This window comes from Novosphingobium cyanobacteriorum, from assembly GCF_029436685.1.
Lineage (GTDB): Bacteria > Pseudomonadota > Alphaproteobacteria > Sphingomonadales > Sphingomonadaceae > Novosphingobium > Novosphingobium cyanobacteriorum.
Genome location: NZ_JAROCY010000005.1, coordinates 138,265 through 161,590 on the forward strand (window position 1 = coordinate 138,265; position 23,326 = coordinate 161,590).

General features: G+C 67.2%; 27 protein-coding genes. 12 read left to right on the forward strand and 15 right to left on the reverse strand.

The features are described 5' to 3' along the window. Positions 1-1,116, forward strand: coding sequence for a YihY/virulence factor BrkB family protein (locus POM99_RS06885; protein WP_313792118.1), 1,116 nt, complete (start codon positions 1-3; stop codon positions 1,114-1,116). Then, a complete protein-coding gene (fabI, locus tag POM99_RS06890) occupies positions 1,113-1,916 on the forward strand; it encodes an enoyl-ACP reductase FabI (RefSeq protein ID WP_277276118.1) in 804 nt (267 codons plus the stop codon). The genes POM99_RS06885 and fabI overlap by 4 nt, the downstream gene beginning before the upstream one ends. Positions 1,917-1,920: 4 nt before the next feature. Here fabI and POM99_RS06895 read toward each other — a convergent pair whose 3' ends face one another. The 11 genes from POM99_RS06895 to POM99_RS06945 all read right to left on the reverse strand — a co-directional run bounded on the left by POM99_RS06895 (position 1,921) and on the right by POM99_RS06945 (position 10,056). Continuing rightward, on the reverse strand, positions 1,921-2,208 hold the full coding sequence (locus POM99_RS06895) for a nucleotidyltransferase domain-containing protein (protein WP_277276119.1): 288 nt from the start codon (positions 2,206-2,208) through the stop codon (positions 1,921-1,923). 8 nt (positions 2,209-2,216) lie between these two features. After that, entirely contained in the window at positions 2,217-2,615 is a 399-nt protein-coding gene (locus tag POM99_RS06900; RefSeq protein ID WP_277276120.1) for a nucleotidyltransferase substrate binding protein, read from the reverse strand. A gap of 55 nt (positions 2,616-2,670) precedes the next feature. Beyond that, a complete protein-coding gene (locus POM99_RS06905) occupies positions 2,671-3,249 on the reverse strand; it encodes a hypothetical protein (protein ID WP_277276121.1) in 579 nt (192 codons plus the stop codon). Positions 3,250-3,340: 91 nt separating this feature from the next. Beyond that, positions 3,341-3,850 (reverse strand): demethoxyubiquinone hydroxylase family protein, encoded by a 510-nt coding sequence (locus tag POM99_RS06910; protein ID WP_277276122.1) that lies wholly within the window; start codon positions 3,848-3,850, stop codon positions 3,341-3,343. Continuing rightward, entirely contained in the window at positions 3,847-4,326 is a 480-nt protein-coding gene (locus tag POM99_RS06915) for a disulfide bond formation protein B (RefSeq protein WP_277276123.1), read from the reverse strand. Before POM99_RS06915 ends, POM99_RS06910 begins: the two co-directional genes overlap by 4 nt. A gap of 1 nt (position 4,327) precedes the next feature. Continuing rightward, entirely contained in the window at positions 4,328-5,659 is a 1,332-nt protein-coding gene (locus tag POM99_RS06920; RefSeq protein ID WP_277276124.1) for a S41 family peptidase, read from the reverse strand. A 121-nt stretch (positions 5,660-5,780) separates the two neighbouring features. Next, entirely contained in the window at positions 5,781-6,992 is a 1,212-nt protein-coding gene (locus POM99_RS06925; RefSeq protein WP_277276125.1) for a murein hydrolase activator EnvC family protein, read from the reverse strand. 7 nt (positions 6,993-6,999) lie between these two features. Next, positions 7,000-7,425: a 23S rRNA (pseudouridine(1915)-N(3))-methyltransferase RlmH gene (locus POM99_RS06930; RefSeq protein ID WP_277276126.1), complete on the reverse strand. Its 426-nt coding sequence runs from the start codon at positions 7,423-7,425 to the stop codon at positions 7,000-7,002. A gap of 165 nt (positions 7,426-7,590) precedes the next feature. Then, positions 7,591-7,983 (reverse strand): ribosome silencing factor, encoded by a 393-nt coding sequence (gene rsfS / locus POM99_RS06935; RefSeq protein ID WP_277276127.1) that lies wholly within the window; start codon positions 7,981-7,983, stop codon positions 7,591-7,593. Between the two features lie 118 nt (positions 7,984-8,101). Beyond that, positions 8,102-8,803: a nicotinate-nucleotide adenylyltransferase gene (locus POM99_RS06940; RefSeq protein ID WP_277276128.1), complete on the reverse strand. Its 702-nt coding sequence runs from the start codon at positions 8,801-8,803 to the stop codon at positions 8,102-8,104. Continuing rightward, on the reverse strand, positions 8,767-10,056 hold the full coding sequence (locus POM99_RS06945) for a glutamate-5-semialdehyde dehydrogenase (protein WP_277276129.1): 1,290 nt from the start codon (positions 10,054-10,056) through the stop codon (positions 8,767-8,769). The genes POM99_RS06940 and POM99_RS06945 overlap by 37 nt, the downstream gene beginning before the upstream one ends. Positions 10,057-10,316: 260 nt before the next feature. Here POM99_RS06945 and POM99_RS06950 point away from each other — a divergent pair, with 260 nt between their 5' ends. Then, a complete protein-coding gene (locus tag POM99_RS06950) occupies positions 10,317-11,438 on the forward strand; it encodes a peptidoglycan DD-metalloendopeptidase family protein (protein WP_277276130.1) in 1,122 nt (373 codons plus the stop codon). Between the two features lie 4 nt (positions 11,439-11,442). Next, positions 11,443-11,793, forward strand: a complete 351-nt coding sequence (locus tag POM99_RS06955) for a bactofilin family protein (RefSeq protein WP_277276131.1) — start codon at positions 11,443-11,445, stop codon at positions 11,791-11,793. 135 nt (positions 11,794-11,928) lie between these two features. Here the strand turns inward: POM99_RS06955 and POM99_RS06960 are convergent, their stop codons facing one another. From POM99_RS06960 to POM99_RS06970, 3 genes are all read right to left on the reverse strand, one after another. After that, positions 11,929-12,636, reverse strand: coding sequence for a DUF1013 domain-containing protein (locus tag POM99_RS06960; protein WP_277276132.1), 708 nt, complete (start codon positions 12,634-12,636; stop codon positions 11,929-11,931). A gap of 81 nt (positions 12,637-12,717) precedes the next feature. Further along, on the reverse strand, positions 12,718-13,818 hold the full coding sequence (locus POM99_RS06965) for a polysaccharide pyruvyl transferase family protein (protein WP_277276133.1): 1,101 nt from the start codon (positions 13,816-13,818) through the stop codon (positions 12,718-12,720). Positions 13,819-13,973: 155 nt separating this feature from the next. Next, positions 13,974-14,954, reverse strand: a complete 981-nt coding sequence (locus tag POM99_RS06970) for an NAD(P)H-quinone oxidoreductase (protein WP_438822990.1) — start codon at positions 14,952-14,954, stop codon at positions 13,974-13,976. 182 nt (positions 14,955-15,136) lie between these two features. Here POM99_RS06970 and POM99_RS06975 point away from each other — a divergent pair, with 182 nt between their 5' ends. The 8 genes from POM99_RS06975 (at position 15,137) to POM99_RS07010 (ending at position 22,555) form a co-directional block, all read left to right on the forward strand. Beyond that, entirely contained in the window at positions 15,137-15,364 is a 228-nt protein-coding gene (locus POM99_RS06975; RefSeq protein WP_277276135.1) for a DUF1192 domain-containing protein, read from the forward strand. Positions 15,365-15,580: 216 nt separating this feature from the next. Continuing rightward, positions 15,581-17,944, forward strand: a complete 2,364-nt coding sequence (gene clpA, locus POM99_RS06980; protein ID WP_277276136.1) for an ATP-dependent Clp protease ATP-binding subunit ClpA — start codon at positions 15,581-15,583, stop codon at positions 17,942-17,944. A gap of 109 nt (positions 17,945-18,053) precedes the next feature. After that, the gene (locus tag POM99_RS06985; protein ID WP_277276137.1) at positions 18,054-18,317 is read left to right on the forward strand and encodes a type II toxin-antitoxin system Phd/YefM family antitoxin; all 264 of its coding nucleotides are present in this window, start codon (positions 18,054-18,056) and stop codon (positions 18,315-18,317) included. 24 nt (positions 18,318-18,341) lie between these two features. After that, a complete protein-coding gene (locus POM99_RS06990) occupies positions 18,342-18,674 on the forward strand; it encodes a type II toxin-antitoxin system RelE/ParE family toxin (RefSeq protein ID WP_277276404.1) in 333 nt (110 codons plus the stop codon). Between the two features lie 54 nt (positions 18,675-18,728). Then, positions 18,729-19,733 (forward strand): ligase-associated DNA damage response exonuclease, encoded by a 1,005-nt coding sequence (locus tag POM99_RS06995; RefSeq protein WP_277276138.1) that lies wholly within the window; start codon positions 18,729-18,731, stop codon positions 19,731-19,733. 42 nt (positions 19,734-19,775) lie between these two features. After that, positions 19,776-21,371 (forward strand): cisplatin damage response ATP-dependent DNA ligase, encoded by a 1,596-nt coding sequence (locus tag POM99_RS07000; RefSeq protein ID WP_277276139.1) that lies wholly within the window; start codon positions 19,776-19,778, stop codon positions 21,369-21,371. A 109-nt stretch (positions 21,372-21,480) separates the two neighbouring features. Continuing rightward, on the forward strand, positions 21,481-21,858 hold the full coding sequence (locus tag POM99_RS07005; protein WP_277276406.1) for a group II truncated hemoglobin: 378 nt from the start codon (positions 21,481-21,483) through the stop codon (positions 21,856-21,858). A gap of 58 nt (positions 21,859-21,916) precedes the next feature. Further along, positions 21,917-22,555: a YoaK family protein gene (locus POM99_RS07010; RefSeq protein WP_277276140.1), complete on the forward strand. Its 639-nt coding sequence runs from the start codon at positions 21,917-21,919 to the stop codon at positions 22,553-22,555. Here the strand turns inward: POM99_RS07010 and POM99_RS07015 are convergent. After that, the gene (locus POM99_RS07015; RefSeq protein ID WP_277276141.1) at positions 22,552-23,301 is read right to left on the reverse strand and encodes an SDR family oxidoreductase; all 750 of its coding nucleotides are present in this window, start codon (positions 23,299-23,301) and stop codon (positions 22,552-22,554) included. The genes POM99_RS07010 and POM99_RS07015 overlap by 4 nt on opposite strands. Between the last annotated feature and the right edge of the window lie 25 nt (positions 23,302-23,326).

The following is a 23,326-nucleotide window of genomic DNA, read 5'->3' on the forward strand; positions in this document are numbered from 1 at the left end:
GTGGGGCAATCCGGGGGCGAGGCGGGGGCGGAAGCCGGGCGCGAACTGGAGGCCCCCGCCCATCCCCCGAGCGAAAGCGAAGGCGAACCCTTGCCGGCCGACGCGCATCCGCTGGTCGACATGCCCGACCTTTCGCCCGAGGCGCGCCGCCGCGAGGCGCTGCGCTGGCGCGCCGGGCTGGCCCATGCCCGGCAGAAGCTGGGTCCGGGCACGCGGTTCTTCCAGGTGACCAAACGCGTCGCAGTCGGCGTATTCAACGACGGCACGATCCACGCGGGCAACTTTGCCTACATGGTGCTGATCGCGCTGTTCCCGTTCTTCATCACCGGCGCCGCGCTGTTTTCGCTGGTGGGTGAGGCGGGCCAGCGCGCCGCCGCGGTCAACACCGTGCTGCTGGCGCTGCCCCCGGTGGTGGCCAATGTGCTGGAACCCGTGGCGCAGGGCGTGCTGGAAGCGCGCACCGGCAACCTGCTGTGGATCGGCGGGCTGTTCGGCCTGTGGACCGTGGGCAGCTTGGTGGAAACCATGCGCGACATCCTGCGCCGCGCCTATGGCACGCCGTGGACTCACGCGTTCTGGCGATACCGGCTGATGTCCACCGGGCTGATCGTCGCATCTGTGGTGCTGATCCTCATCTCGATCGGGGCGCAGGTGCTGATCGGTGCGGTGCAGGAGGCGATCTTCGCCTTCGCCCCGCAGCTCGATGGCTGGGTGGACAATCTCGCGCTCACCCGTTTCGCCCCTACGCTGGTGCTTTACGGTGCGCTGTGGCTGATCTTCATCACGTTGACGCCGGGGGCCTATCGCGGGCGGCAGTATCCCAAATGGCCCGGTGCGCTGCTGGTGACGGCGTGGTGGATGGGCGTCACCACTGTGCTGCCAAAGGCACTGCGCACCCTGTTTTCCTATGATCTCACCTACGGAAGCCTTGCCGGGGTGATGATCGCGCTTTTCTTTTTCTGGCTAGTCGGCTTAGGGATGGTGGTAGGTGCCGAACTCAACGCCGCTCTTGCCGAAACCCCGGAAGAGCAGGACATGCTGGGCCAGGCCGATGATCGCCTGCGCGCCGGGGACGCGCGCAAGGCACGAAACGAGTTGACGCAAGAGGGCGCATGACCGGACTGATGAAGGGTAAGCGGGGCCTGATCATGGGCCTTGCCAATGACAAGTCGCTGGCCTGGGGCATTGCCCAGAAGCTGGCCGAACACGGTGCCGAACTTGCTTTCTCCTATCAGGGCGAAGCACTGGAAAAGCGCGTGCGCCCGCTGGCCGCCAGCCTGGGCAGCGATTTCCTGATCGAATGCGACGTGTCCGACATGGACGCGCTGGAGCAGACGTTCGCCACGCTGAAGGCCCGGTGGGAAACCATCGACTTCATCGTCCACGCCATCGGTTATTCCGACAAGAACCAGCTGCGCGGGCGGTTCTACGACACCACGCTCGACAACTTCCTGATGACCATGAACATCTCGGCCTACAGCCTGGTGGCGGTGACCAAGCGCGCGACCGAGATGATGCCCAATGGCGGTTCGATCCTGACGCTGACGTATTACGGCGCGGAAAAGGTCGTGCCGCACTACAACGTGATGGGCGTGGCCAAGGCGGCGCTTGAAACCAGCGTGAAGTATCTGGCCAATGACTGCGGCCCGGCCAACATCCGCGTCAACGCCATCTCTGCCGGCCCGATCAAGACGCTGGCCGCCAGCGGCATCGGCGATTTCCGCTACATCCTGAAGTGGAACGAGCTGAACAGCCCGCTGCGCCGCAACGTGACCATCGACGACGTGGGCGGATCAGGGCTCTATTTCCTGTCCGACCTGTCATCGGGCGTGACCGGCGAAGTTCACCACGTGGATGCCGGCTATCACCTCGTCGGCATGAAGCAGGAAGACGCGCCCGATATTGCGCTGAGCTGATAGCTCAATCGAGGGGGATACGGGCGGCGTCGATGATCCGCCCGAAGCCTTCGGCCACCGTGTGACGGTCGACGAGATCGACCTTCCACGGCAGCGGCGATTCGTCGAATGCTTCCGCCAGCTCTGCAAGCAGCGCGAGCGGGAGGGGCTCCGGCCCTTCGAGCACGAGATCGAGGTCTGACCAGGACTTGGGCGCGCCGCCCGCCCGGCTGCCGAACACGCCAACCGAGACACCGGGTGGAAGATGCCGGGCGAGGACCTCCAGCACTTCCGCCCGCTCAGCCTCACTCAACGCAACCGTCATCCGCTTGCCTGCAAGCGCGCCAGCAAGGCCCTGGCCTCGACAAGAAACCCGGGAATCGCCTGCGCCACCTGCAGGGCCTTGGCCTCGTCATACGTGTGCGAGGTGATGTTGCGCATTTCGCGGAACACGCGCCAGTCATCCCACTGCCCCGCCAGCAGGCCCTGTTCCGCAGCGGTGCGGATCAGGGTCGGGAAGGTCATCCGGTCGATCTCTTCCGGGTTGGCGGCCCCCGCTTCCAGCACGCGCCGCAGCATCTTGTGCGAAAGATCGTAGGTGAATTCGAAGCGCTGGATCAGCCCGTCGCGGATCTGCGCGTCGGACCGATCCGCCTCATAGCGGACCAGCCCTTCGTCGAGCCGCGCGACGGCATTGGCCAAGGGGGTGAAATCCAACATGGGCTGTTCCTGCCACCAACCCAGCCGCGCGTGCAAGGGCGCTCTGCCCTTCGCCTTACTGCGGCGGGGTGGCCAGCGGCGCCTGGCCGGCAGGCGCCGGTGCGGCAGGTGCATCGCCGGCCGTGCGTTCACGGGCGAGACGCGCCTCGTATTCCTTTTCCAGCTGTTCGACGCGGCCCTGTTCGGCAGCGGCGTCCTTGTCGATCGTCTGGAGCCGCTTGGCGCGCTCTTCCTCGATCAGGCGGCCGAACTGCACGTCGCTGGCCTGCTTCTTTTCGGCATAGGCGCGGTCGATCAGCTTGGCCATGCAGCCCGATGCCCCGCCCGAGCCGACCGGCGAGCACGAGGCGACGCCCATTGCGCCGACCGTTTCATAGGCCTTTACCCGTTCGGTCCAGCTCTGGTTGACGCTGGCATTGGGATTGTCGCGCAGCGGGGCGGGGATGCGGAAGCGTTCCGCCTCGTCCTTGCGCGCGCAGACGGTGATCGATCCGTCGGTGGAAGCCGGGCAGGGATCATCGCCATAGACGATCAGCTGGTTGACCTTTTCCCCCGGATTGGCCTGCGCCATGGCGGGCAGCGGGGCAAACCCGGTGGCGGTGGCAAGCGCTGCGGCGGCGAGAAGGCGCTTCATCGGAAATCTCCAGCTGGGACCTTGGTCCGATATAGTGCGCACAAGCGTTGAACGGTAGATGAAGACCCGTCCTTGCCCGCAATCAAGTTGATCAGATCTTCTTGGAAAGACCGATGGCGACACGGCAGCCCAGGCGGATGGCGTTGAACAGCAGCGGGTAGCCCGGAGCCTTTTCCGCGCCAGCGGCAAGCGCGGCATCGCGATGCTCGCGCTCGTCATCGCGGAATTCGCGGATCATCGCGGCAAGCTCAGGGTCCTCGTCGCCCAGTTCCTCGAGCTGCTCGGTATAGTGGGCGTCGATCTCGGTCTCGATCGCGGCGGTGCAGGCCATCGCCGCTTCCGGGCCGATCAGCGCGGTGGCGGCGCCCAGCGCGAAGCCGGCGGCGGACCATAGCGGCTGCAGCGCGGTGGGGCGCACGCCGCGCCGGGCGATCAGCGCATCGAACTTCTGCCGATGCGCCGCTTCCTGTTCCGCCATGGCGGCGATTTCCGCCGAATGCGGCGCGCGGTCCCCCATCACGGCCAGTTGCCCGGCATAGATGCGGGTGGCGCCGAATTCGCCGGCCTGGTCGACCCGCAACATTTCAGCGGATTTGCTCATGACCTGCCTCCCTTGCGCAGCAGCGCGAAAATCAGGATCGCCGAAGCGGTCGAGATCAGGAAGTTGTATCCGGCGAGGCTGATGCCGAACAGTGTCCATTGGGCCTGGTCACAGCGGATCAGCGGTGCGTTGAGGATGGAATCGAGAGCATTGGAGCCCAGCGCCATGGTGGTGCAGGTGGTCAGCCCTTCCCACCACTTGTATTCCACCCCGGCGTGATAGGCGCCGATCAGCCCGCTGGCGAGAATCGCGATTGCGGCCAGCCCGGCGAGCGGCACGGCCCCCGGCTGCCGGCGCAAGACCACGGCCAAAGCGCCCAGCACCAGCGCGGCAAAGTGGGGATAGCGCTGCCACCAGCACATTTCGCACGGCACCAGGCCGAAGCCGTATTGCGACAGGTAAGCCCCGCCGAGCAGCACCAGCGGCGTGACGAAGGCGAGCGTGATCGCCGTGTTGCGGGCCTGCGCTGCGGTCATCTCAACGCTTCCGGGCGGCGATCGCGGCCGGGGTGGTACGGCCGATCGTCTGCGCTGCATACCACAGCTGGAAGTCGTCGATGCCCTTGGCCTTCAGCTCCTCCGGCGTCCACTTGAAGCGCGGATCCTCGGTCTTGTCCTTCTCCAGGTCCTTGTCGTCCTTGATCTCGTTGATCAGGTGCCCGCGCAGATCGCTTTCGCGATAGGAACGCAGCGCGCGCTTGCGCAGGTCGGGATCGGAGATCTGCGGCACGGCGATATCGGGATCGATGCCGCCTTCCTGCACGCTGCGGCCCGATGGCGTGTAGTAGCGCGCGGTTGTGAGCTTGAGCGCGGTGTCGCGGGTCAGCGGGATCAGCGTCTGCACGCTGCCCTTGCCGAAGCTGCGCTGGCCCATCACCACGGCGCGGTGCTGATCCTGCAGCGCCCCGGCCACGATCTCCGACGCGGAGGCCGAGCCTTCGTCGATCAGCACGATCATCGGCAGGCCCTTGGCGATGTCACCCGGCTGCGCGCCATAGGTATCGTTGTCCTTGGCATAGCGGCCGCGCTGCGAAACGATCGTGCCCTTTTCCAGGAACAGGTCTGAGAGGGCCACCGCCTCGTCAAGCAGGCCGCCGGGGTTGCCGCGCAGATCAAGGATCAGGCCGTTGGGGCGGCCGCCGGTCTGCGCCCGGATCTTGTTCCACGCATCGGCCACCTGCGCGCCGACATTGGCGCTGAAGCTGCTGACAGAGATCACCCCGGTGCCGTCCTTCACCTGGAATTCCACCGGCTTCAGGTCGATGATCTGCCGGGTCACGGTCACGTCGAAGGGATCATCGCGGCCGGGGCGGAACACGGTGAGGCGGATCTGCGTGCCGGGCGCGCCGCGCATCTGGTCCACCGCTTCGTCCAGCGTGCCGCCATAGATCAGCTTGCCGTCGAGGTGGGTGATGTAATCGCCCGCCTTCACACCGGCCTTGTCTGCCGGGCTGCCCTTGGTCGGCGCGATCACCTTCACCGCGCCATCATCCAGCGTCACCGACAAGCCCAGCCCGCCATAGGAGCCATCAGTCTGGGTCTTGAGGTTCTCGAAATCGCGCGCGTCGAGATAGGAGCTGTGCGGATCGAGCGTGGCGAGCATGCCGTCGATCGCGCCCTTCATCAGCTTGTCGTCGTCCACCGGCTCGACATAGTTGGACTTGATGCGTTCGTAGACGGCCATCAGCTTGCCGAATTCGGGGCCGGAGCGGGCATCCACGGCGGCCAGCCCGGCCGTCGCCACGGGCATGAGCGCCACCGCAGTGACAAGGGCGGAAGCACGAGCAAGGGCTGCGAAGCGGGTTGCCATGATGGCCTTTCAGATGGGCGCCGCACGAACAAGACGCGGCTTTGCCACGGCTTTTATAGCTGCGCGGGCATTAACGCCAGATGGAGTGAAGGCGAGATGCGATACCCTTTCAGGAAGATCATTAGCCTTTCAGGTAGGCCATCGGATTGACCGGCTGCCCGTCCTTGCGCAGTTCCACCGTCACGACCGGGCGGCCCGGACCTGCGCTGCCGACGGGAGAGCCCTGCACCACGCGGTCGCCTACCTCCACCGCCAGCGCGCCAAGCCCCGTCAGTAGCGAGGACCAGCCGCCATCGTGCTCAAGGATCACGATGCGGCCATAGCCGCGATAGGGCCCGGCAAAGGCGACCCGGCCGGCCGCCGGCGCGACGACCTGCGCCGCCGCCGCAGGGGCGAAGGTGATCCCGCGCGAAGGGCCGGTCCCGGCGGTTTCCGCAAAGCCTGTGACCACCCGCCCGGTCACCGGCAGAATCCACCCGAAACCGCCGGTGGGCGCGGCAAGCGGCCCGGCTTCGTCGATCACCGGCGGCACCGCCATCGGATCGACCGGGCGCGGCACCGGTCCGGGCAGCGCCGCCAGCCGCGCACGCAGCACCCCGTCCTGCTGCAGCTGCGCCATCAGCGCGCCAAGATCGCGCGTGTCCTCCGCCAGAGACAGCGCGCGGTCCGCCTCGCGGCTGGCCGAGCCCGACGCCGCGCGCGAGGCGATGCGCTGCCGGCTTTCCAGCGCGGCGAGTTGCGCGCGCCGTTCGCCCAGGCCCTGTTCGCTGGCGCGCAGCTGCCCGGCAAGCGCGCGGGCGCTGTCCTGCAGCTGCCGCCCGCGCATGATCTCGCCGCGCAGGCCCGCCGTCTGCCGCCGCACCTCGGGCAGCATCGTTTCCAGCACGGCGCGCAGATAGACCGTTTCGCGCAGGCTGTCCGACCGCATCAGGCTGAACACCATCGGCCGCCGCGCCATCAGCTGCAGCGCCGCGGTGAGCCGCACCACCGGTTCCTGCCGCGCGGCGATGCGCAGGCGCAGCGCTTCACGCTGGCGGTCGATCACCGCGATGCGCGCCTGCGCCACCTGGATCTCCGCCTCGGACTGCTGGATGCGCGCCGCCACCGCAGCCGCTTCGGCTGCGGTGCGGTCCGCCGCCTGGCTGGCGGCTTGCGCCTCGCGCTCGAGATTGGCGGCGCGCGCCTGCGTCTCAGCCAGCGCGCGCTCCGCCTCCTTCAGCGCCATGCCTGCCTGCCCCGGATCGCTGAACCGCGCATCCTGCGCCAGCCCCTGCCAGCCGAGCACGGCGGCAAGCGCAAGCGAGAGAGCGAGCAGCGCGGAGCGTGACGTCATGCCGCCGCTACCCTTCGCGGTGATAGGGATGGCCGGCGACGATGCTGGTCGCCCGCCACAGCTGTTCGGCCAGCATCGCGCGGGCCAGCATGTGTGGCCAGGTCATCGCGCCGAACGCGATCAACAGGTCCGCCGAATCGCGCAGGGCTTCGTCATGCCCGTCTGCCGCGCCGATCAGGAAGCGCGCCTCGCGCACACCATCGTCGCGCCAGCGTTCGAGGATGCGGGCGAATTCGGTGGAGGTCAGTTGCCGCCCACGCTCGTCCAGCGCCACGGTGCGGACGGGGCCACTGGCTGGTGGCGGCATCTGCCCGCCCCTGTCGGGCAGTTCGGTTACCTTGAAGCCCCACGCGATGCGCTTGCCATAACGCTCGACCATCTCGCCCTCGGGCGAACGGCCGATCTTGCCCCTGGCGATGACGTGAAGCTGCATTGCAGCGGTCTAGCGTTTATCGGGACAAATGAGAATCCCCGGAAGGGAATTCGGATTCTCGCAGAGACGCAGAGGAGAAAGAGGACGCAGCGAATCGTACGCCCCCCTCTGCGGCCTGATCAATCTCTGCGAGAAACAAGTCTCAGCCAAAGCGCCTGCGGCGAGTTATGCCGCGCCTTGGTCTCCGAAGGCCCACATGCGTTCCAGGTTGTAGAACGTGCGCACTTCCGGGCGGAACACGTGGACCACCACGTCGCCTGCGTCGATCAGCACCCAGTCCGCCGCCGGCAGCCCTTCGATCCGCACGTGGCCGAAACCGCCCTGCTTGATCCGTTCGGCCAGCTTCTGCGCGATGGCGGCGACCTGACGGGTCGAACGGCCCGAGGCGATCACCATGTAATCGGCGACCGAGCTCTTGCCTTCGAGCGGAATGGATACGACCTCCTGCGCCTGATCCTCGTCGAGCGACTGGAGCACCAGATCGTGCAGCGAAGTGGCGGCAGGGGTTTGGGAAGTGGCGATGCCGGCCTTGGCCGACAGCGGTTGAACGCTGGTCATATCGCGCGAAATGGCCTCCGTGGCTGAAGAGTCAAGGGATAACGACTGAAACAGGCGCGCGATCCATGGCCAGACCCCGCCGTGGGGGTGCCAAAATGGGCCGGATGGGATTGCGCGCTCAGGGTTTTCCTCGCCGGATCGGAAGATCTGCAACCGCGCGATGGGTAACGCCATCACGCAGGCTGGCCGTGCGGAACCGGCCATGCCAGTTCCCGTCACCCGCGCGGATCGCGCTGGCCGATCGGGAATCGGGATCGAAGCGAAGGAATGTCAGCGCCGGAGCGCTCCGCCTTGCGCCGGAAAGCAGCTTTCCGCGCCGCTGGCGCCAGCGGCGCAGCCAGGCCATGGCAGGGCTCGCCAAGGCAGCATGATCATAACCCGGCCTGGCCACCACCGCAATGGGCATGGTCCTCGCTATGGCGCGCCAGTGCTTCCACCGATGGAACTGGGCAAGGTTGTCCGCCCCCATGATCCACACGAAGCGCACCTTGGGATAGCGGCGCACCAATGCGCGCAGCGTGTCCACGGTAAAGCGCGTGCCCAGTTCGCGTTCGATCGCCGTCACCCGGATTGTGCTGCGCCGCGCCTGCATTTGCGCCGAGGAAAAGCGCACCGGCAGCGGCGCCATGCCCTCAACCGGTTTCAGCACGTTGCCCGGCGAAACCAGCCACCACACCGCATCCAGCCCCAGCGCGTCCTTAACGAACAGGCTGATCCGCCGGTGCCCGCCATGCGCCGGGTTGAAGCTGCCGCCGAGCAGCCCGACGACGGGACCGGAAGCACTTATGGGCGCACCTGCCCCGATCCGCGGACCAGCCACTTGTAGGTGGTCAGCCCTTCCAGTGCGACCGGGCCGCGCGCGTGCAGGCGGCCGGTGGCGATGCCGATTTCCGCGCCCAGCCCGAATTCGCCACCATCGGCGAACTGGCTGGAGGCGTTGTGCATCACGATGGCGCTGTCCACTTCCGACAGGAAGCGATCGGCCACGCCCTGATCCTGCGCCACCACCGCATCGGTGTGGCCGCTGGAATGGCGCGCCACGTGGGCCAGCGCATCGTCGATGCCGTCCACCACCGCCACCGCGCAGATCGCCTCGAGATATTCGGTATCCCAGTCCTCGTCGGTGGCGGGCAGGATGCGCGGATCGATGGCGCGGGCGCGGGCATCGCCGCGCAGCTCGCACCCGGCGGCCAGCAGCGGTTCCACCAGCCCGTGCGGATCGGGATAGGTCGCATCGATCAGCAGCGTTTCCATCGCGCCGCAGATGCCGGTGCGGCGCATCTTGGCGTTCAGCACGATCTGCGCCGCCATGGCAGGATCGGCGCTGTGATCGACATACGTGTGGTTGATCCCGTCAAGGTGGGCAAGCACCGGCACGGTCGCCTCTGCCTGCACGCGGGCGACCAGGCTCTTGCCCCCGCGCGGCACGATCATGTCGATCAGGCCCGCGGCCTTGAGCATGGCGCCCACGGCGGCACGATCCTGCGTCGGCATCAGCTGCACCACTTCGGCAGGCACGCCACCTTCCACCAGCCCTTCGACCAGCGCGGCATGGATCGCGCGGTTGGAATGCATCGCCTCTGTTCCGCCGCGCAGCAGCGTGGCGTTGCCCGACCGCACGCAGAGCGCGGCGGCATCGGCGGTCACGTTGGGCCGGCTTTCATAGATGATGCCGATCACGCCAATGGGGATGCGTACGCGCTGCAGCACCATGCCGTTGGGGCGGGCATCCTCGCCGATGACGTCACCCACGGGGTCCGCCAGCACGGCCACCTGCTCCACGGCGGCGGCCATGGCTTCCAGCCGCTTTTCATTCAGCCGCAGCCGGTCGAGCAGCGCCGACGAAAGGCCCCGCGCTTCGCCCGCAGCCATGTCCTTTGCATTGGCTTCGAGAATGCCCGGCCCGGCCCGGCGCAGCGCGGCTCCGGCCAGCTTCAACGCGCGTTCCTTGTCCGGCGATGGCATCCGCGCCAGCACCTTCTGCGCCGCGCGCCCGGCACGGGCCAGCCGCTCGACAAGCGTGGTGACGGATTCCGCGGCGGAATCAGCGGGCGTGATCGTCTCGGTGCTCATGGGCATGCCCCTATCACCGGGCGGGCGCGCTGTCAGCCGCGCTTGTCACGCCAGGGCGAGTCGCGGGCGGGTTTGTGATTGGTTCCATCCTAAAGGTTTCGATTCACCGCTGGAGTCACACGATTCGCCCCGGATGGGCCGATTCGGATTCGCCACCCGTTAACCGCGTGGGTAAGCGCCGCACTTCGTTTCGAACGCTAACAAGCGGGACGGGGGTCGCCATCTTCAATCTGCCGGACATCGACGGCCTGCTTGCGCGCGTGCGCAGCTGGTTCCCGGAGCGCGAGTTCTTCATGCGCTCGCAGGGGCAGGTCCGCTTCATCCGCATTTCCAGCAAGCTGCAGATGAGCGTGGCGGGCGCAGTGGCCGGCGCGGTGCTGCTGTGGATCGGCGTGCTCGCCTGGGCTCTGGTGGCCAACATCGTCGCCGTCGGCTCCAACGCCTCGCTGCTTGAGCGCGAAGCCGCGGTCGCCTCGGCCGAAAGCCGCGTGGCGAAGTATCGCGGCGGGCTCGACGGCATCACCGCCGAACTGGAAAAGCGGCAGGATTTCATCGAAAAGAGCGTGGAAGGCAGCATCGGCGCGCTGCCGGGTGACCTGCCCAAGGGCACGGTCAGCGACAGTTCGGGCGAAGCCGCCAAGACCGTCCAGAAGATTTCGCAGGTCCTGCCCGAAGCGGCCGGGCTGGCCCGCATCGAAGCGAAGCAGCTGGCCTTCATCGAACGCCTGACCCGCTATGCCGACATGCGCTCTGCCCGCGCCGAAACCGCGATACGCCGCGTGGGGCTGAACCCCGCGATGGTGGCTGCGGCAGACCGCAGCGCGCAGGGCGGCCCGCTGATCCCGCTGTTCTCGCGCGGGGAATCGCTCGATCCGCGCTTTGCCCGGCTCGGCGCCAGCCTTGCCCGCATGGCGGCGATGGAGCAGGGCCTGGCCCGCATCCCCAACACCCTGCCCGCCAGCCTGGAATACATCTCGTCCGGCTTCGGCACCCGCGCCGATCCCTTCACCGGGGGCGCCGCGTTCCATGCCGGGCTCGATTTCCGCGGACCAGTCGGCGCGCCGATCCATGCCGCCGCCGCGGGCACCATCACGTTCACCGGCGTGCGCCAGGGCTATGGCAACTGCGTGGAGATCAGCCACGGCAACGGCCTGCTCACCCGCTATGCCCACATGTCGCGCATCGGCGCGCGATTGGGGCAGGCGGTGAAGCCGGGCGACACCATCGGCGCGATCGGCAACACCGGCCGTTCCACCGGTCCGCACCTGCATTTCGAAGTGCGCATCAACGACCGTCCGGTCAACCCGCGCCCGTTCCTGGAGTCGATGCCCCATGTTTTCGAAGAAGCCCGCGCCGGACGCCCGGCCGGCAACGCCGGGTAACGCCATGGCCGCCGCGACCTTTTCCGTCCTCGCCGCCGATCTCGCCGTAAAGGGTGACATTCACGCCAGCGCCGATCTGCACATCGATGGCAACGTTGAAGGCGCGATCACCTGCGCCGCGCTCGTGCAGGGCGAATCGAGCACGATCCGCGGTGGCATCAAGGCCGAAAGCGCGCGGCTTTCCGGCACGGTGCATGGGCCGATCGAAGCCGGGCACCTGACCATCCTGAAGACCGCGCGCATCCACGGTGACGTGACCTATGATGCGCTGACCATCGAACAGGGCGCGCAGGTTGACGGCCGCTTCGCCCACCGCGTGGTGGAAGCGGAAGCGTCGCTGACGCTCGTCAGCTGAACGTCCTTTGAGGGTGCGCCTTCGGCATCCGCCGAAGGCTTGGCGACACCGGGCTGATGCCGCCAAGGGTACTACAGACGGAAAAGGCCGCCCCCGTGGGGCGGCCTTTCCTGTTTCCGGCGATGGCTGGCCGAATCAGGAGTCCGAGATGCCTTCGGCCCGGCGCGCGGCCAGCCATGCGGCGGCTTCGGCTTCCTGTGCAGCTTCGGACGCGGCCTTGCTCTGCGCTTCGCGCTCGGCACGCAGTTCCTCGATCAGCGCGTCGCGGTCCGAACCGAGGCGCATGGTGTTGGCGGCCTCGTCTTCCTCGATTCCGGCGCGCTTGGCGGCCTTGGCCACCAGCCCGTCAAGCTCGCGCTGCGAACACAGGCCCAGCGTCACCGGGTCCTTCGGGTTGATGTTGCCGATGTTCCAGTGGCTGCGATCGCGGATCGCGGCGATGGTGGTGCGGGTGGTGCCGATCAGCTTGCCGATCTGCGCGTCGGAGATTTCCGGGTGGTTGCGAAGAATCCAGGCGATGCCATCGGGCTTGTCCTGCCGCTTCGACACCGGGGTGTAGCGCGGGCCCTTGGTGCGGCTGACCGAAAGCGGCGCCTTCTGCATGCGCAGCTTGTAGTCCGGATTCGCCTGGCCGCGTTCGATCTCGGCCTGGGTCAGTTCGCCCGAGTGGACCGGATCGCGGCCGGTATACTTCTGCCCGGCCAGATCGTCGGCCATCGCCTGCACTTCCAGGATGTGCAGGCCGCAGAATTCGGCGATCTGTTCAAAGGTCAGCGCGGTGTTGTCGACCAGCCACGATGCGGTGGCATGGGGCATCAGCGGATACGTGGGCTGCTGGCTCACGGCGGTTCTCCGGATAGCGGAAACAATAAGGGCCGCCCCTTGCGGAGCGGCCGTGTTGCCCCCGATGTAGGACACCGTCCGTCAAACGGCAAGCGATTCCGCGCCGATCACTCGTGCCTGTGCATCCGATTCCAGGTTGCGCGCCGCTTCCCTGCCCACGCGCGCCATCGCATCTTCGCGCGCGGTGCGGTCGTATCCGATCGCCTGGGCCACCAAGGCCTGCGCCTGCTGCGGGGTGAGCGCGGCGTCGGGGGCGACCACGGCCACGCCCAGTTCGGCCGCATACATCGTCAGCTTGCCCTCCGGCTGGTCAAGCGCGATCACCGGCGCACCGGCATGCGCGGCCATGATCATCGCGTGCAGCCGGTTGGTCAGCACCAGTGCGGAGCGGCTGTAAAGCGCGGCAAGGTCGGGCAGCCCATTGGCCTGCGCCTGCGCCAGCGGCTTGCCCGGATAGCGCGCGATCAGCACCGCGCCCGCCTTCGGGTCCATCTCCGGCCGCGGATCGTGGCAGGCGATGGTCACCGCATCGGCAAGGCCCGCCGCCTGCGCCGCTTCGACCAGCGCATCTAGCCCCGGCCCCGCCAGCGTGCGGCCTTCGCTGCTGTCGATGCAGGGCGCGATCACCGTGCCGTGCCGGGCCGCACCTTCGGACCGGGCAAACAGGCGCTGCTTCGATCCCGTCTCAAGAAAGGCCATGTCCGCCGTGCGCACCACATGGCGCGGGGCAACAAGGCGTGCCGCGTTGCGTTCAGAGGCGTGGTCGCGCACGTTCACGCGATCCGCCAGGCGCAGGATCATGCTCCACAGCAACCGGCGCGGGCGGGAGGCGAGCCGGCTCACGCCCAGCCCGCGCGTCATCACCCGTCCGCCGCTGATGCGCACCGCCAGCGCCGCCAGCAACAGTCCGGCCAGCGCCCGTACCGACGTGTTGTCCCGCACAAGCTGCCCGCCACCGATCACCAGGTCGCGCCCCAGGCACTGGCGGGCGAACGCCACGATTCGCCGGCCGGGCACGAGCCGCCCGCCGGCGTCGCGCACCTGCCGCTGGATGTCCTCCGGCAGATCGATCCACCGCCGCACGATCGCGCCTGGTCCATCGAATTCGAGATTCTGCAACAGCAGCAGCAGGTCGCCGCCGTTGTTCAGATCGCCGCACGCGAGGGCACGGGGCCTGCGCATTGCATGGTGTCCTTTGGTAGGAGGGGTCCAGCGCAATCACCATCGGCAACCGACGCGGCACGACAATGCTGCAATGCGGCATGACTTTTCAACCGCCGGATTGCTCCATTCCCGTTTTCTGCGGTCAAATGTTACACCATTGCGGCAGTTTGGTTTCAGCCTACCTTGAGTACGATCTTGCCGACGTGGCTGCCGGCCTCCATCCGGGCATGGGCAGCGGCGGCCTCGGCCAGCGGGAATTCGGCGTCCATCACCGGGCGCAGCGCGCCTTCCTCCACCAGCGGCCAGGCGTTGGCGCGGATCTCGTCGGCCAGCATCGTCTTGAAGGCATTGGTCCGCGGGCGCAGGGTCGATCCGGTCAGCACCAGCCGCCGCCGCATCACCTCGGCCATGTTGATCTCGGCCCGAACCCCGCCCTGCACCGCGATGGTCACATGCCGTCCGTCGTCGGTCAGGCACTTCAGGTTGCGCGCCACATAGTCGCCCGCCACCATGTCGAGCACCAGTTCCACGCCGCGCCCACCGGTCAGGCGCTTCACCTCTTCCACGAAGTCGCCCGCCTTGTAGTCGATCGCATGGTCCGCGCCGATCTCCAGCGCGCGCGCGCACTTTTCCTCCCCGCCACAGGTGACGATCACCGTCAGGCCGAAGGCCTTGCCCAGCATGATCGCCATCGTGCCGATGCCGCTGGTGCCGCCATGGACCAGGATCGTCTCGCCATCGCGGGCATAGCCGCGCTCGAACACATTGTGCCACACGGTGAACAGCGTTTCGGGCAGCGCCGCCGCCTCGGCCAGCGAAAGCCCCGGCGGCACCGGCAGGCACAGCCCCGCTTCGGCCAGGCAGTATTCGGCATAGCCACCACCCGCCACAAGCGCGCAGACCCTCTGCCCGACCAGCGGATCGATCACGCCTTCACCCACGGAAACGACCTGGCCGGAAATCTCCAGCCCCGGGATCGGCGAAGCCCCCGGCGGCGGCGGATAGAACCCCTGCCGCTGGATCACATCGGGCCGGTTCACCCCGGCATAGGCCACGCGCACCAGCACCTGCCCCGGTCCCGGCACGGGCACCGGCAGCGTTTCGGCACGCAGCACCTCCGGTCCGCCCGGCGCCTCGAATCCCGCCGCGGTCATCGTCGCGGGCATCGTTGCTGGCATAGTCGCTGGCACCGGCTGCATGACGTCACCCCTGTTTTCGGCCTTTGGTCGAGCAGGCCGCCGCATCTGCCCCGGATTCTCCGAACGGCTGCCCTTTCAGTCACGTACCCACGCGGCCTGTTGACAGCAAGGCCGCATCAGCACCATTGTGCATCGCAATGGAGATAGACGAGCGCCCGCGCCCCAAAGGGGATCTGGCCAGCCAGCTGGCGGGGGAATCGCTCGATCCCTATTCCTTCGACGAACTGAACGAACGCATCGCCCTGCTCGAGCGGGAGATCGTCCGCGTCGTCGCCCACAGGGACAAGGCCAAGGCCCACCGCGCCGCCGCCGATGCGCTGTTCGGCGGGCCGAAGACGGCGCCGCCCGACGGGAACGCAAAATGAACGCCGCCGCCCTTCACGAAACGGGGCGGCGCACCCATATCGCGGTCATGCCCATTTCCCCGGTCGGTAATCCTTCCGGCCAGCCCCACACGTTTTCCCCCCACGTTGCCGATTTAGCCATGGTTAATCGAAAGCGTGGTTTCCTCCCGCAAGGGAACACCCGTGATGGCCGAGTCCTTCGTCCATCCTTGAAGGCGAGCCCCAGAAAGCGAGCATATGCCCAGTTTCGCCCAGAGCCTTGAGAAGACGCTTCATGCCGCGCTCAGCAACGCCTCGGAGCGCAGCCATGAGTACGCGACGCTGGAGCATCTCCTCCTCGCGCTGATCGACGATGCCGACGCGGCGCAGGTCATGCAGGCCTGCGGGGTCGACCTTGGTGATCTGGGCGATGTGGTGCGCCAGTATCTCGATCAGGAATACCAGTCGCTCAAGACGCAGGAAAAGGCCGATCCGCAGCCCACCGCCGGGTTCCAGCGGGTGATCCAGCGCGCCATCCTGCACGTGCAGTCCAGCGGCAAGGACACCGTTACCGGCGCCAACGTGCTGGTCGCGCTGTTTTCCGAACGCGACAGCTACGCCGTCTATTTCCTGCAGCAGCAGGACATGAGCCGGCTGGACGCGGTCAGCTTCATCAGCCACGGCATCGGCAAGGGCGGCCGCCAGGTCGAAAACCGCAATGCCAAGGGGGCCGAGGAAGAGACCCCGAAGCAGGAGGAAAAGGCCGAGGCCAAGGGCGGCGCGAAGAAGGATTCCGCGCTCGACCAGTTCACCGTCAACCTCAATGAAAAGGCGCTGAACGGCAAGGTCGATCCGCTGATCGGGCGCGGGCCCGAAGTGGACCGCACCATCCAGATCCTGTGCCGCCGGTCAAAGAACAACCCGCTCTACGTGGGCGATCCCGGCGTGGGCAAGACCGCCATCGCCGAAGGTCTGGCGCGCAAGATCGTGGAAGGCGAAGTGCCCGAAGTGCTGGCCGAGGCGGTGATCTACTCGCTCGACATGGGCAGCCTGCTTGCCGGCACGCGCTATCGCGGTGATTTCGAGGAGCGGCTCAAGCAGGTCGTCTCCGAACTCGAAAAGATGCCGCACGCGATCCTGTTCATCGACGAGATCCACACCGTGATCGGCGCCGGCGCCACCAGCGGCGGCGCGATGGACGCGTCCAACCTGCTCAAGCCCGCGCTTTCGGGGGGCACGATCCGCTGCATCGGCTCCACCACATACAAGGAGTTCCGCAACCACTTCGAAAAGGACCGCGCCCTGCTGCGCCGGTTCCAGAAGATCGACGTGAACGAACCCACGGTGGAAGACACGATCAAGATCCTGAAAGGTCTGCGCACCGCCTTCGAGGAACACCACAAGGTCAAGTACACGCCCGACGCGATCAAGACCGCGGTGGAACTCTCCGCGCGCTACATCAACGACCGCAAGCTGCCGGACAAGGCGATCGACGTGATCGACGAAGTCGGCGCCATGCAGATGCTGGTGCCGCCTTCCAAGCGCAAGAAGACCATCACCGCGCGCGAGATCGAGCAGGTCATCGCCACGATGGCGCGCATCCCGCCCAAGTCGGTCAGCAGTGACGACAAGCAGGTGCTCGAACACCTCGAACGGGACCTGAAGCGGCTGGTGTTCGGGCAGGACAAGGCGATCGAGGTGCTGTCCAGCGCCATGAAGCTCAGCCGCGCCGGCCTGCGCGATCCGGACAAGCCGATCGGCTCGTTCCTGTTCAGTGGCCCCACCGGCGTCGGCAAGACCGAAGTCGCCCGCAGCCTTGCCCAGATCATGGGCATCCCGCTGCAGCGCTTCGACATGTCGGAATACATGGAGCGCCACTCGGTCTCGCGCCTGATAGGTGCGCCTCCGGGCTATGTCGGCTTTGACCAGGGCGGCCTGCTGACCGACGCCATCGACCAGCAGCCGCACTGCGTCCTGCTTCTCGACGAGATCGAGAAGGCGCACCCGGACCTGTTCAACATCCTGCTGCAGGTGATGGACAACGGCCGCCTGACCGACCACCACGGCAAGACGGTGGATTTCCGCAACGTGGTCCTGATCATGACCACCAATGCGGGCGCCAGCGACATGGCGCGGCAGGGCATCGGCTTTGGCGACGTGTCAAAGGCGGACGCGGGTGACGAGGCGGTGAAGAAGATGTTCACGCCCGAGTTCCGCAACCGGCTCGATGCCATCGTGCCCTTCGCCTACCTGCCCACCGAAGTGGTCAGCCGCGTGGTGGACAAGTTCATCCTCCAGCTGGAACTGCAGCTGGCGGACCAGAACGTGCACATCCAGTTCGATTCCGATGCCCGCGCATGGCTGGCCAAGAAGGGCTATGACAAGCTCTACGGCGCCCGCCCGATGGCCCGCCTGATCCAGGAAAAGGTCAAGAAGCCGCTGGCCGAGGAACTGCTGTTCGGCAAGCTGGCCCACGGCGGCGAAGTCCACGTCAGCCTGAAGAGCGAGGACGAAGGCCTCGCCTTCCAGCTGACCCCGGCTGCGCCCAAGCTGGTCAAGAAAAAGGGCAAGAAGAGCAAGGCCGGCAACGCCGCCGAGGAGCCGAATACCGACGAGGCGTAAGCTCCGAACCTGGCATTACCCCGAAAGGGCGGCGGGCAACCGCCGCCCTTTTTCTTGCCTGATCGAAAGAGAGGACTATATTAAGACCAAATTCGGTCTAGGAATCCCAATGAACCTTGAAGCTCGAATCAAGCCTATCAGCTACCTCAAGGCGCACAGCGCCGAGGTCATTCGCGAACTCAGAGAAGGCGCAGCCCCGCTGGTCATCACCCAAAATGGCGAGGCGACTGCAGTGCTTCAGGACGTGGGCAGCTACGAAGCTACGCAGGAAGCGTTGGCTCTGCTTAAATTGTTGGCGCTGGGGCAAGATGACATTGCAGCAGGCCGGGTCATGCCGCTGGAAGGTCTTGCCGACCGCATTCGCGGAGCTTGAGCTTTGGAAACAAAGCGAGAAGTCGTGATATCGCAAGGCGCGGAACGAGATCTAATGGGTCTATATCGCCGGCGCCGAGCGCAGCGCGGCCTCGATGGCCCCGACGGCGCAGAAGCATTATTGACCGGTCTGGTTGCAGCAGCAGGAAGCCTTGCCGACTTCGCGCTGCGGGGGTCCACGCCGCCCGAACTGGAAGCCTTGGGCATCCACTTGTATCGGCAAATTCCCGCCCGCATTGGATCTGCAGCCTTCCGATTGGTCTACTTGCCGGAAGCCGAACGTGTCACGATCTTGATCGTTGCCGATTCCCGGCGGGATTTCCGCACCTTGCTGGAGGAGCGTCTGCTCCGACGTTGACCCCACCCCAAATCCCATCTGGAACCTGCGCGGCCCTTGCGCCATTCCTCTGCCATGCCCGAATGTTCCACGTGGATCAGGCCAGAGCCGCACGGCATCCACGTGGTGCCCGCCGATGCGTGGATCGATCCGGCGCGGCCCGTGGAGCGCGCGCTGGTCACCCATGGCCATGCCGACCATGCGCGCGGCGGGCATGGGCATGTCTTCGCCACGCCGGAAACGCTGGCGATCATGGGCCTGCGCTATGGCGGCGCGCAGCATGAAACGCCGGTCGCCTATGGCGAGCGGGTGGCGCTGCAGGGCGGGGTCTTCGCCACGTACTATCCCGCCGGGCACGTGCTCGGCTCCGCACAGATCCTGCTCGAACATGCGGGCGATCGGGTGGTCGTCACCGGGGACTACAAGCGTCGCGCCGATCCCACCTGCTTGGCCTTCCAGCCTGTGCCCTGCGACGTGTTCATCACCGAGGCGACCTTTGGCCTGCCGGTGTTCCGCCACCCGCCCATTGCCGAGGAGATCGCCAAGCTGACCGGCGCGCTGGCGCTGCACCCCGATCGTTGCGTGCTGGTGGGGGCCTATGCGCTGGGCAAGGCGCAGCGCCTGATCGCGGAGCTGCGTGCGGCGGGCTATACCGCGCCGATCTGGCTGCATGGCGCGATGGAGCGGATGTGCTGGCTTTACGAGGAGCACGGCGTGGACCTTGGCGAGTTGCGGCTGGTGGCGGGCGCGCCCAAGGCGGCGCTGGCGGGGCAGATCGTGGTCTGCCCGCCTTCCGCGCTCAACGACCGGTGGAGCCGCCGCCTGCCCGATCCGATCACCGCCATGGCGTCAGGCTGGATGCGCGTGCGCCAACGCGCGCGGCAGCGCAACGTGGAACTGCCGCTGGTCATCTCCGACCATGCCGACTGGGACGAGCTGACCGCCACCATCACCGAGGTGAACCCGTCCGAAACCTGGATCACCCACGGCCGCGAGGAAGCCCTGCTGCGCTGGTGCCAGCTGAACCAGCGCCGCGCCCGCGCCCTGGCGCTGGTGGGGTACGAGGACGAGGATGACTGACGGCATGGCTTCCAACCCCGCCCGTGCCGATTCCGTCGAAGCATGAACCGCTTCGCCGCCCTGATCGATGCGCTGGTCTATACCCGCAGCCGCAACGGCAAGCTGGACCTGCTGGCTCAATACCTGCGCGAAACGCCCGATCCTGACCGCGGCTGGGCGCTGGCGGCGCTGACCGACGGGCTCGATTTCCCGGCGGTGAAGGCCTCCACGATCCGCGCCTTGATGGCCGAGCGGGTGGACGAGATCCTGTGGGGCCTGTCGCGCGATTATGTGGGCGATACCGCCGAAACCGCCAGCCTGCTCTGGCCCGAACCGCCGGTGCCGGCGGGACCGCCCCCAACGGTGGCCGAAGTGGTCGAAACCCTGTCTTCCGCCACGCGCGGCAATGCGGGGCCGCTTCTGGCCGGGCTGCTCGACAGGCTCGACGCCAATGGCCGCTATGCCCTGCTGAAGCTGGCGACCGGGGCGATGCGCATCGGCATCTCATCCCGCCTCGCCAAGGTCGCCTTCGCGCAGGCCTTTGGCGTGAATGTGGAAGAGGTGGAGGAATACTGGCACGGCCAGACCGCGCCCTATGCCGCGCTGTTCCAGTGGGCCATCGGGCAGGCCGAACCGCCGCGCACAGACCTGCTGCCCCTGTTCCGCCCCTTCATGCTCGCCCACCCGCTGGAGGACGGCACCCGGCTGGACCTGGCCGACTATGCCGCCGAATGGAAGTGGGACGGCATCCGCGTGCAGCTGGTCAACGTGAACGGCGAAACCCGCGTCTATTCGCGCGGTGGGGACGACATTTCCGCCGCCTTCCCCGAAATTGCCGGCTCGCTCCCCTTCCCCGCCGTGCTCGATGGCGAGCTGCTGGTGCGGGGCAGCCACCAGGGCGGCGAGGCGGGCGGCGCGGCAAGCTTCAACGCGCTGCAGCAGCGGCTGGGGCGCAAGGTCGTTTCGAAGAAGATGCTGGAGGACTACCCGGCCTTCGTGCGGCTCTACGATGTGCTGATCGATGGCGATGAAGACCTGCGTCAGCGCCCTTGGAGCGAGCGTAGACCCCGTCTCGAGGCGCTTCAGCCCCGTCTCAACCCGTCTCAGTATGACCTCAGTGAGGTGATTTCCGCCCCGGATTGGGACGCCCTGACCGAAATCCGCGCCCGCGCGCGCGACGAGGCGATCGAGGGGCTGATGCTCAAGCGCCGCGATTCGCCCTATGTGGCGGGCCGGCGGACGGGCCTGTGGTACAAGTGGAAGCGTGATCCGCTGACCGTGGACTGCGTGCTGATGTACGCCCAGCGCGGCAGCGGCAAGCGCAGCAGCTTTCATTCGGACTTCACCTTCGGCTGCTGGAACGGCGATCCTGATGCCGGGGCGGAGCTGCTGCCGGTGGGCAAGGCTTACTTCGGGTTCACCGACAACGAGTTGAAATGGCTTGATTCCTGGGTGCGCCAGCACACAACCGGTCGCTTCGGCCCGGTGCGCGAGGTGGAGAAGGCGCTGGTGCTGGAAGTGGCGTTCGACAGCGTGCACCTGAGCAAGCGGCACAAGTCCGGCCTTGCCATGCGCTTTCCCCGCATATCGCGCATCCGCAGCGACAAGCCCGCGCATGAGGCGGACCGGATCGAGACCCTGCGCGCGCTGGCGACTTGACCTGGATCAAACACCCTTTCCGGGGACACTGCTAGGCCACAGGAGTACCGATCCCTTTTCCCGGAGTTTCAAGACCTTGGCCACCCAAGCCGAAACCGCCGCTGCGCCGATGACCACCCCCTATGAGCGGATCGGCGGCATCGCGGTGCTGCGCGCGATCACCGACCGGTTCTATGACCTGATGGAGCAGGACCCGGCCTTTGCCGAGCTGCGCGCGATGCACGCGCCCGACCTTGCCCCAATGCGCGCATCGCTGCCGTCTTTCCTTGCCGGATGGGCCGGCGGCCCGCGTGACTGGTGGGAGGCGAACCCCGGCAAGTGCATGATGTCCATGCACAAACCCTTCCCCATAGATCGCCAGACCGCCACCCAGTGGGCAGAAGCCATGTGCCATGCCATTGCCGACGTCGCCCCGGCGGACACGGAAATCGCCAATGCGCTGGCCGATATGCTGACGCAGATGGCCACGGGAATGGCGCGAGGCTGATTGTCATTACGGCACCGGCCCGCTTTCAAGCGCGGGGAACACCCGTTAGACCAATCCCGTGATCCGCTATGACCGCACCCGCCGCCGCTTTGCCATCGCGCTCGCCGCGATGGCCGGGTTCGTCGATGCGGTGGGGTTCCTTTCGGCGGACGGCTATTTCGTCTCGTTCATGTCGGGCAACACCACGCGGCTGGGGGTGGCGCTGGGCACCGATCCGGCGCGGGCGTTGATCCCGGCGTTGCTGATCGGCGGCTTCCTGTGCGGGGTGACCGGGGGCGCGCTGCTGTCGCTGCGGGCCGGGCGATACCGCAAGCCGGCGGTGGTTGGGCTGGTCGCGGCGCTGTTGCTGGCCGCCGCCGCCCTGCGCGCGGCGGGGCTGGAACTGGCGATGCTGGCCGGGCTGGTCATGGCGATGGGCGCGATCAACAACACCTTTCAGCGCGGGGGCGAGGTGACCGTGGGGCTCACCTACATGACCGGGGCGCTGGTCAAGCTGGGCCAGGGGCTGGCGCTTTGGCTTTCCGGCAAGGGCGATGCGGGCTGGACCGCGTGGGGCACGCTGTGGGCGGGGCTGCTTTCAGGCGCGGTGCTGGGCGCCTTCCTGCAGGACCGGCTTCCGCTGGGCTGCCTGTGGATTGCCGCAGGCTGGGCGGTGCTGATGACCGCCCTCGCCCTGCGGATCCCCTCCGATTCCTAAAGGTGCATGCCGCCCGAGGCTTCGATCACCTGCCCGGTGACCCATGCGCCGTCCGGTCCCGCCAGCATTGCCGCTACGCGCGCGATATCATCGGGCTGGCCCACCCGCTTCAGCGCGGCGACGCTGGCCAGGAAATCGACAGTGGCGGGATCGTTGAACAGGTCCGGCGCGAAATCGGTGATCGTGGCGCCGGGGGCGATGGCATTCACCGTGATCCCCCGCGCGCCGAGTTCCGCCGCCATTGACCGGGTGAAATGGTTGATCGCCGCCTTGGTCATCGCATAGGCCACGCACGAGGGATAGGCGACCTGCGCCACCATAGACGACAGGTTCACGATCCGCCCGCCATCGCGCAGCCGCGAAAGCGCGGCGCGGGTGACGAAGAACGGCCCCTTGGCATTCACGCGGAACTGGCTGTCGAACAGGGCTTCATCGGTTTCCGCCAGCGTGGCCATGCTGCCGATCCCGGCGTTGTTGATCAGGATGTCCAGCCCGTCTGTCTGCGCATCGAAGGCGGTGAACATCGCCTCGATCTGCGCGGGATCGCCGACATCGGCCTGCAGCGCAAAGGCGCTGCCGCCGTGGGCAACGATTTGCGCCACCACATCATCGGCAGCCGCGCGATCGCTGCGATAGTTCACGGCCACGCACGCGCCATCCGCCGCCAGCCGCAGCGCCACGGCGCGGCCGATTCCGCGCGATCCGCCGGTTACGAGCGCGGTCTTGCCCGCAAGTTGCTTTGCCATGCCATTCCCTTTTGCGATTGCCCGC

Excerpts from the sequence above, each read along its gene's own strand:
- POM99_RS06995 (WP_277276138.1), top strand. The coding sequence starts at position 18,729 with ATGCCCGAATGTTCCACGTGGATCAGGCCAGAGCCGCACGGCATCCAC.
- POM99_RS06930 (WP_277276126.1), bottom strand. The coding sequence starts at position 7,425 with ATGCAGCTTCACGTCATCGCCAGGGGCAAGATCGGCCGTTCGCCCGAG.
- POM99_RS06955 (WP_277276131.1), top strand. The coding sequence starts at position 11,443 with ATGGCCGCCGCGACCTTTTCCGTCCTCGCCGCCGATCTCGCCGTAAAG.
- POM99_RS06900 (WP_277276120.1), bottom strand. The coding sequence starts at position 2,615 with ATGTTGGATTTCACCCCCTTGGCCAATGCCGTCGCGCGGCTCGACGAA.
- POM99_RS06945 (WP_277276129.1), bottom strand. The coding sequence starts at position 10,056 with ATGAGCACCGAGACGATCACGCCCGCTGATTCCGCCGCGGAATCCGTC.
- POM99_RS07000 (WP_277276139.1), top strand. The coding sequence starts at position 19,776 with ATGAACCGCTTCGCCGCCCTGATCGATGCGCTGGTCTATACCCGCAGC.
- POM99_RS06905 (WP_277276121.1), bottom strand. The coding sequence starts at position 3,249 with ATGAAGCGCCTTCTCGCCGCCGCAGCGCTTGCCACCGCCACCGGGTTT.
- fabI (WP_277276118.1), top strand. The coding sequence starts at position 1,113 with ATGACCGGACTGATGAAGGGTAAGCGGGGCCTGATCATGGGCCTTGCC.
- clpA (WP_277276136.1), top strand. The coding sequence starts at position 15,581 with ATGCCCAGTTTCGCCCAGAGCCTTGAGAAGACGCTTCATGCCGCGCTC.
- rsfS (WP_277276127.1), bottom strand. The coding sequence starts at position 7,983 with ATGACCAGCGTTCAACCGCTGTCGGCCAAGGCCGGCATCGCCACTTCC.
- POM99_RS07015 (WP_277276141.1), bottom strand. The coding sequence starts at position 23,301 with ATGGCAAAGCAACTTGCGGGCAAGACCGCGCTCGTAACCGGCGGATCG.
- POM99_RS06965 (WP_277276133.1), bottom strand. The coding sequence starts at position 13,818 with ATGCGCAGGCCCCGTGCCCTCGCGTGCGGCGATCTGAACAACGGCGGC.
- POM99_RS06920 (WP_277276124.1), bottom strand. The coding sequence starts at position 5,659 with ATGGCAACCCGCTTCGCAGCCCTTGCTCGTGCTTCCGCCCTTGTCACT.
- POM99_RS06970 (WP_438822990.1), bottom strand. The coding sequence starts at position 14,954 with ATGACCGCGGCGGGATTCGAGGCGCCGGGCGGACCGGAGGTGCTGCGT.
- POM99_RS06975 (WP_277276135.1), top strand. The coding sequence starts at position 15,137 with ATGGAGATAGACGAGCGCCCGCGCCCCAAAGGGGATCTGGCCAGCCAG.
- POM99_RS06925 (WP_277276125.1), bottom strand. The coding sequence starts at position 6,992 with ATGACGTCACGCTCCGCGCTGCTCGCTCTCTCGCTTGCGCTTGCCGCC.
- POM99_RS06985 (WP_277276137.1), top strand. The coding sequence starts at position 18,054 with ATGAACCTTGAAGCTCGAATCAAGCCTATCAGCTACCTCAAGGCGCAC.
- POM99_RS06915 (WP_277276123.1), bottom strand. The coding sequence starts at position 4,326 with ATGACCGCAGCGCAGGCCCGCAACACGGCGATCACGCTCGCCTTCGTC.
- POM99_RS07005 (WP_277276406.1), top strand. The coding sequence starts at position 21,481 with ATGACCACCCCCTATGAGCGGATCGGCGGCATCGCGGTGCTGCGCGCG.
- POM99_RS06910 (WP_277276122.1), bottom strand. The coding sequence starts at position 3,850 with ATGAGCAAATCCGCTGAAATGTTGCGGGTCGACCAGGCCGGCGAATTC.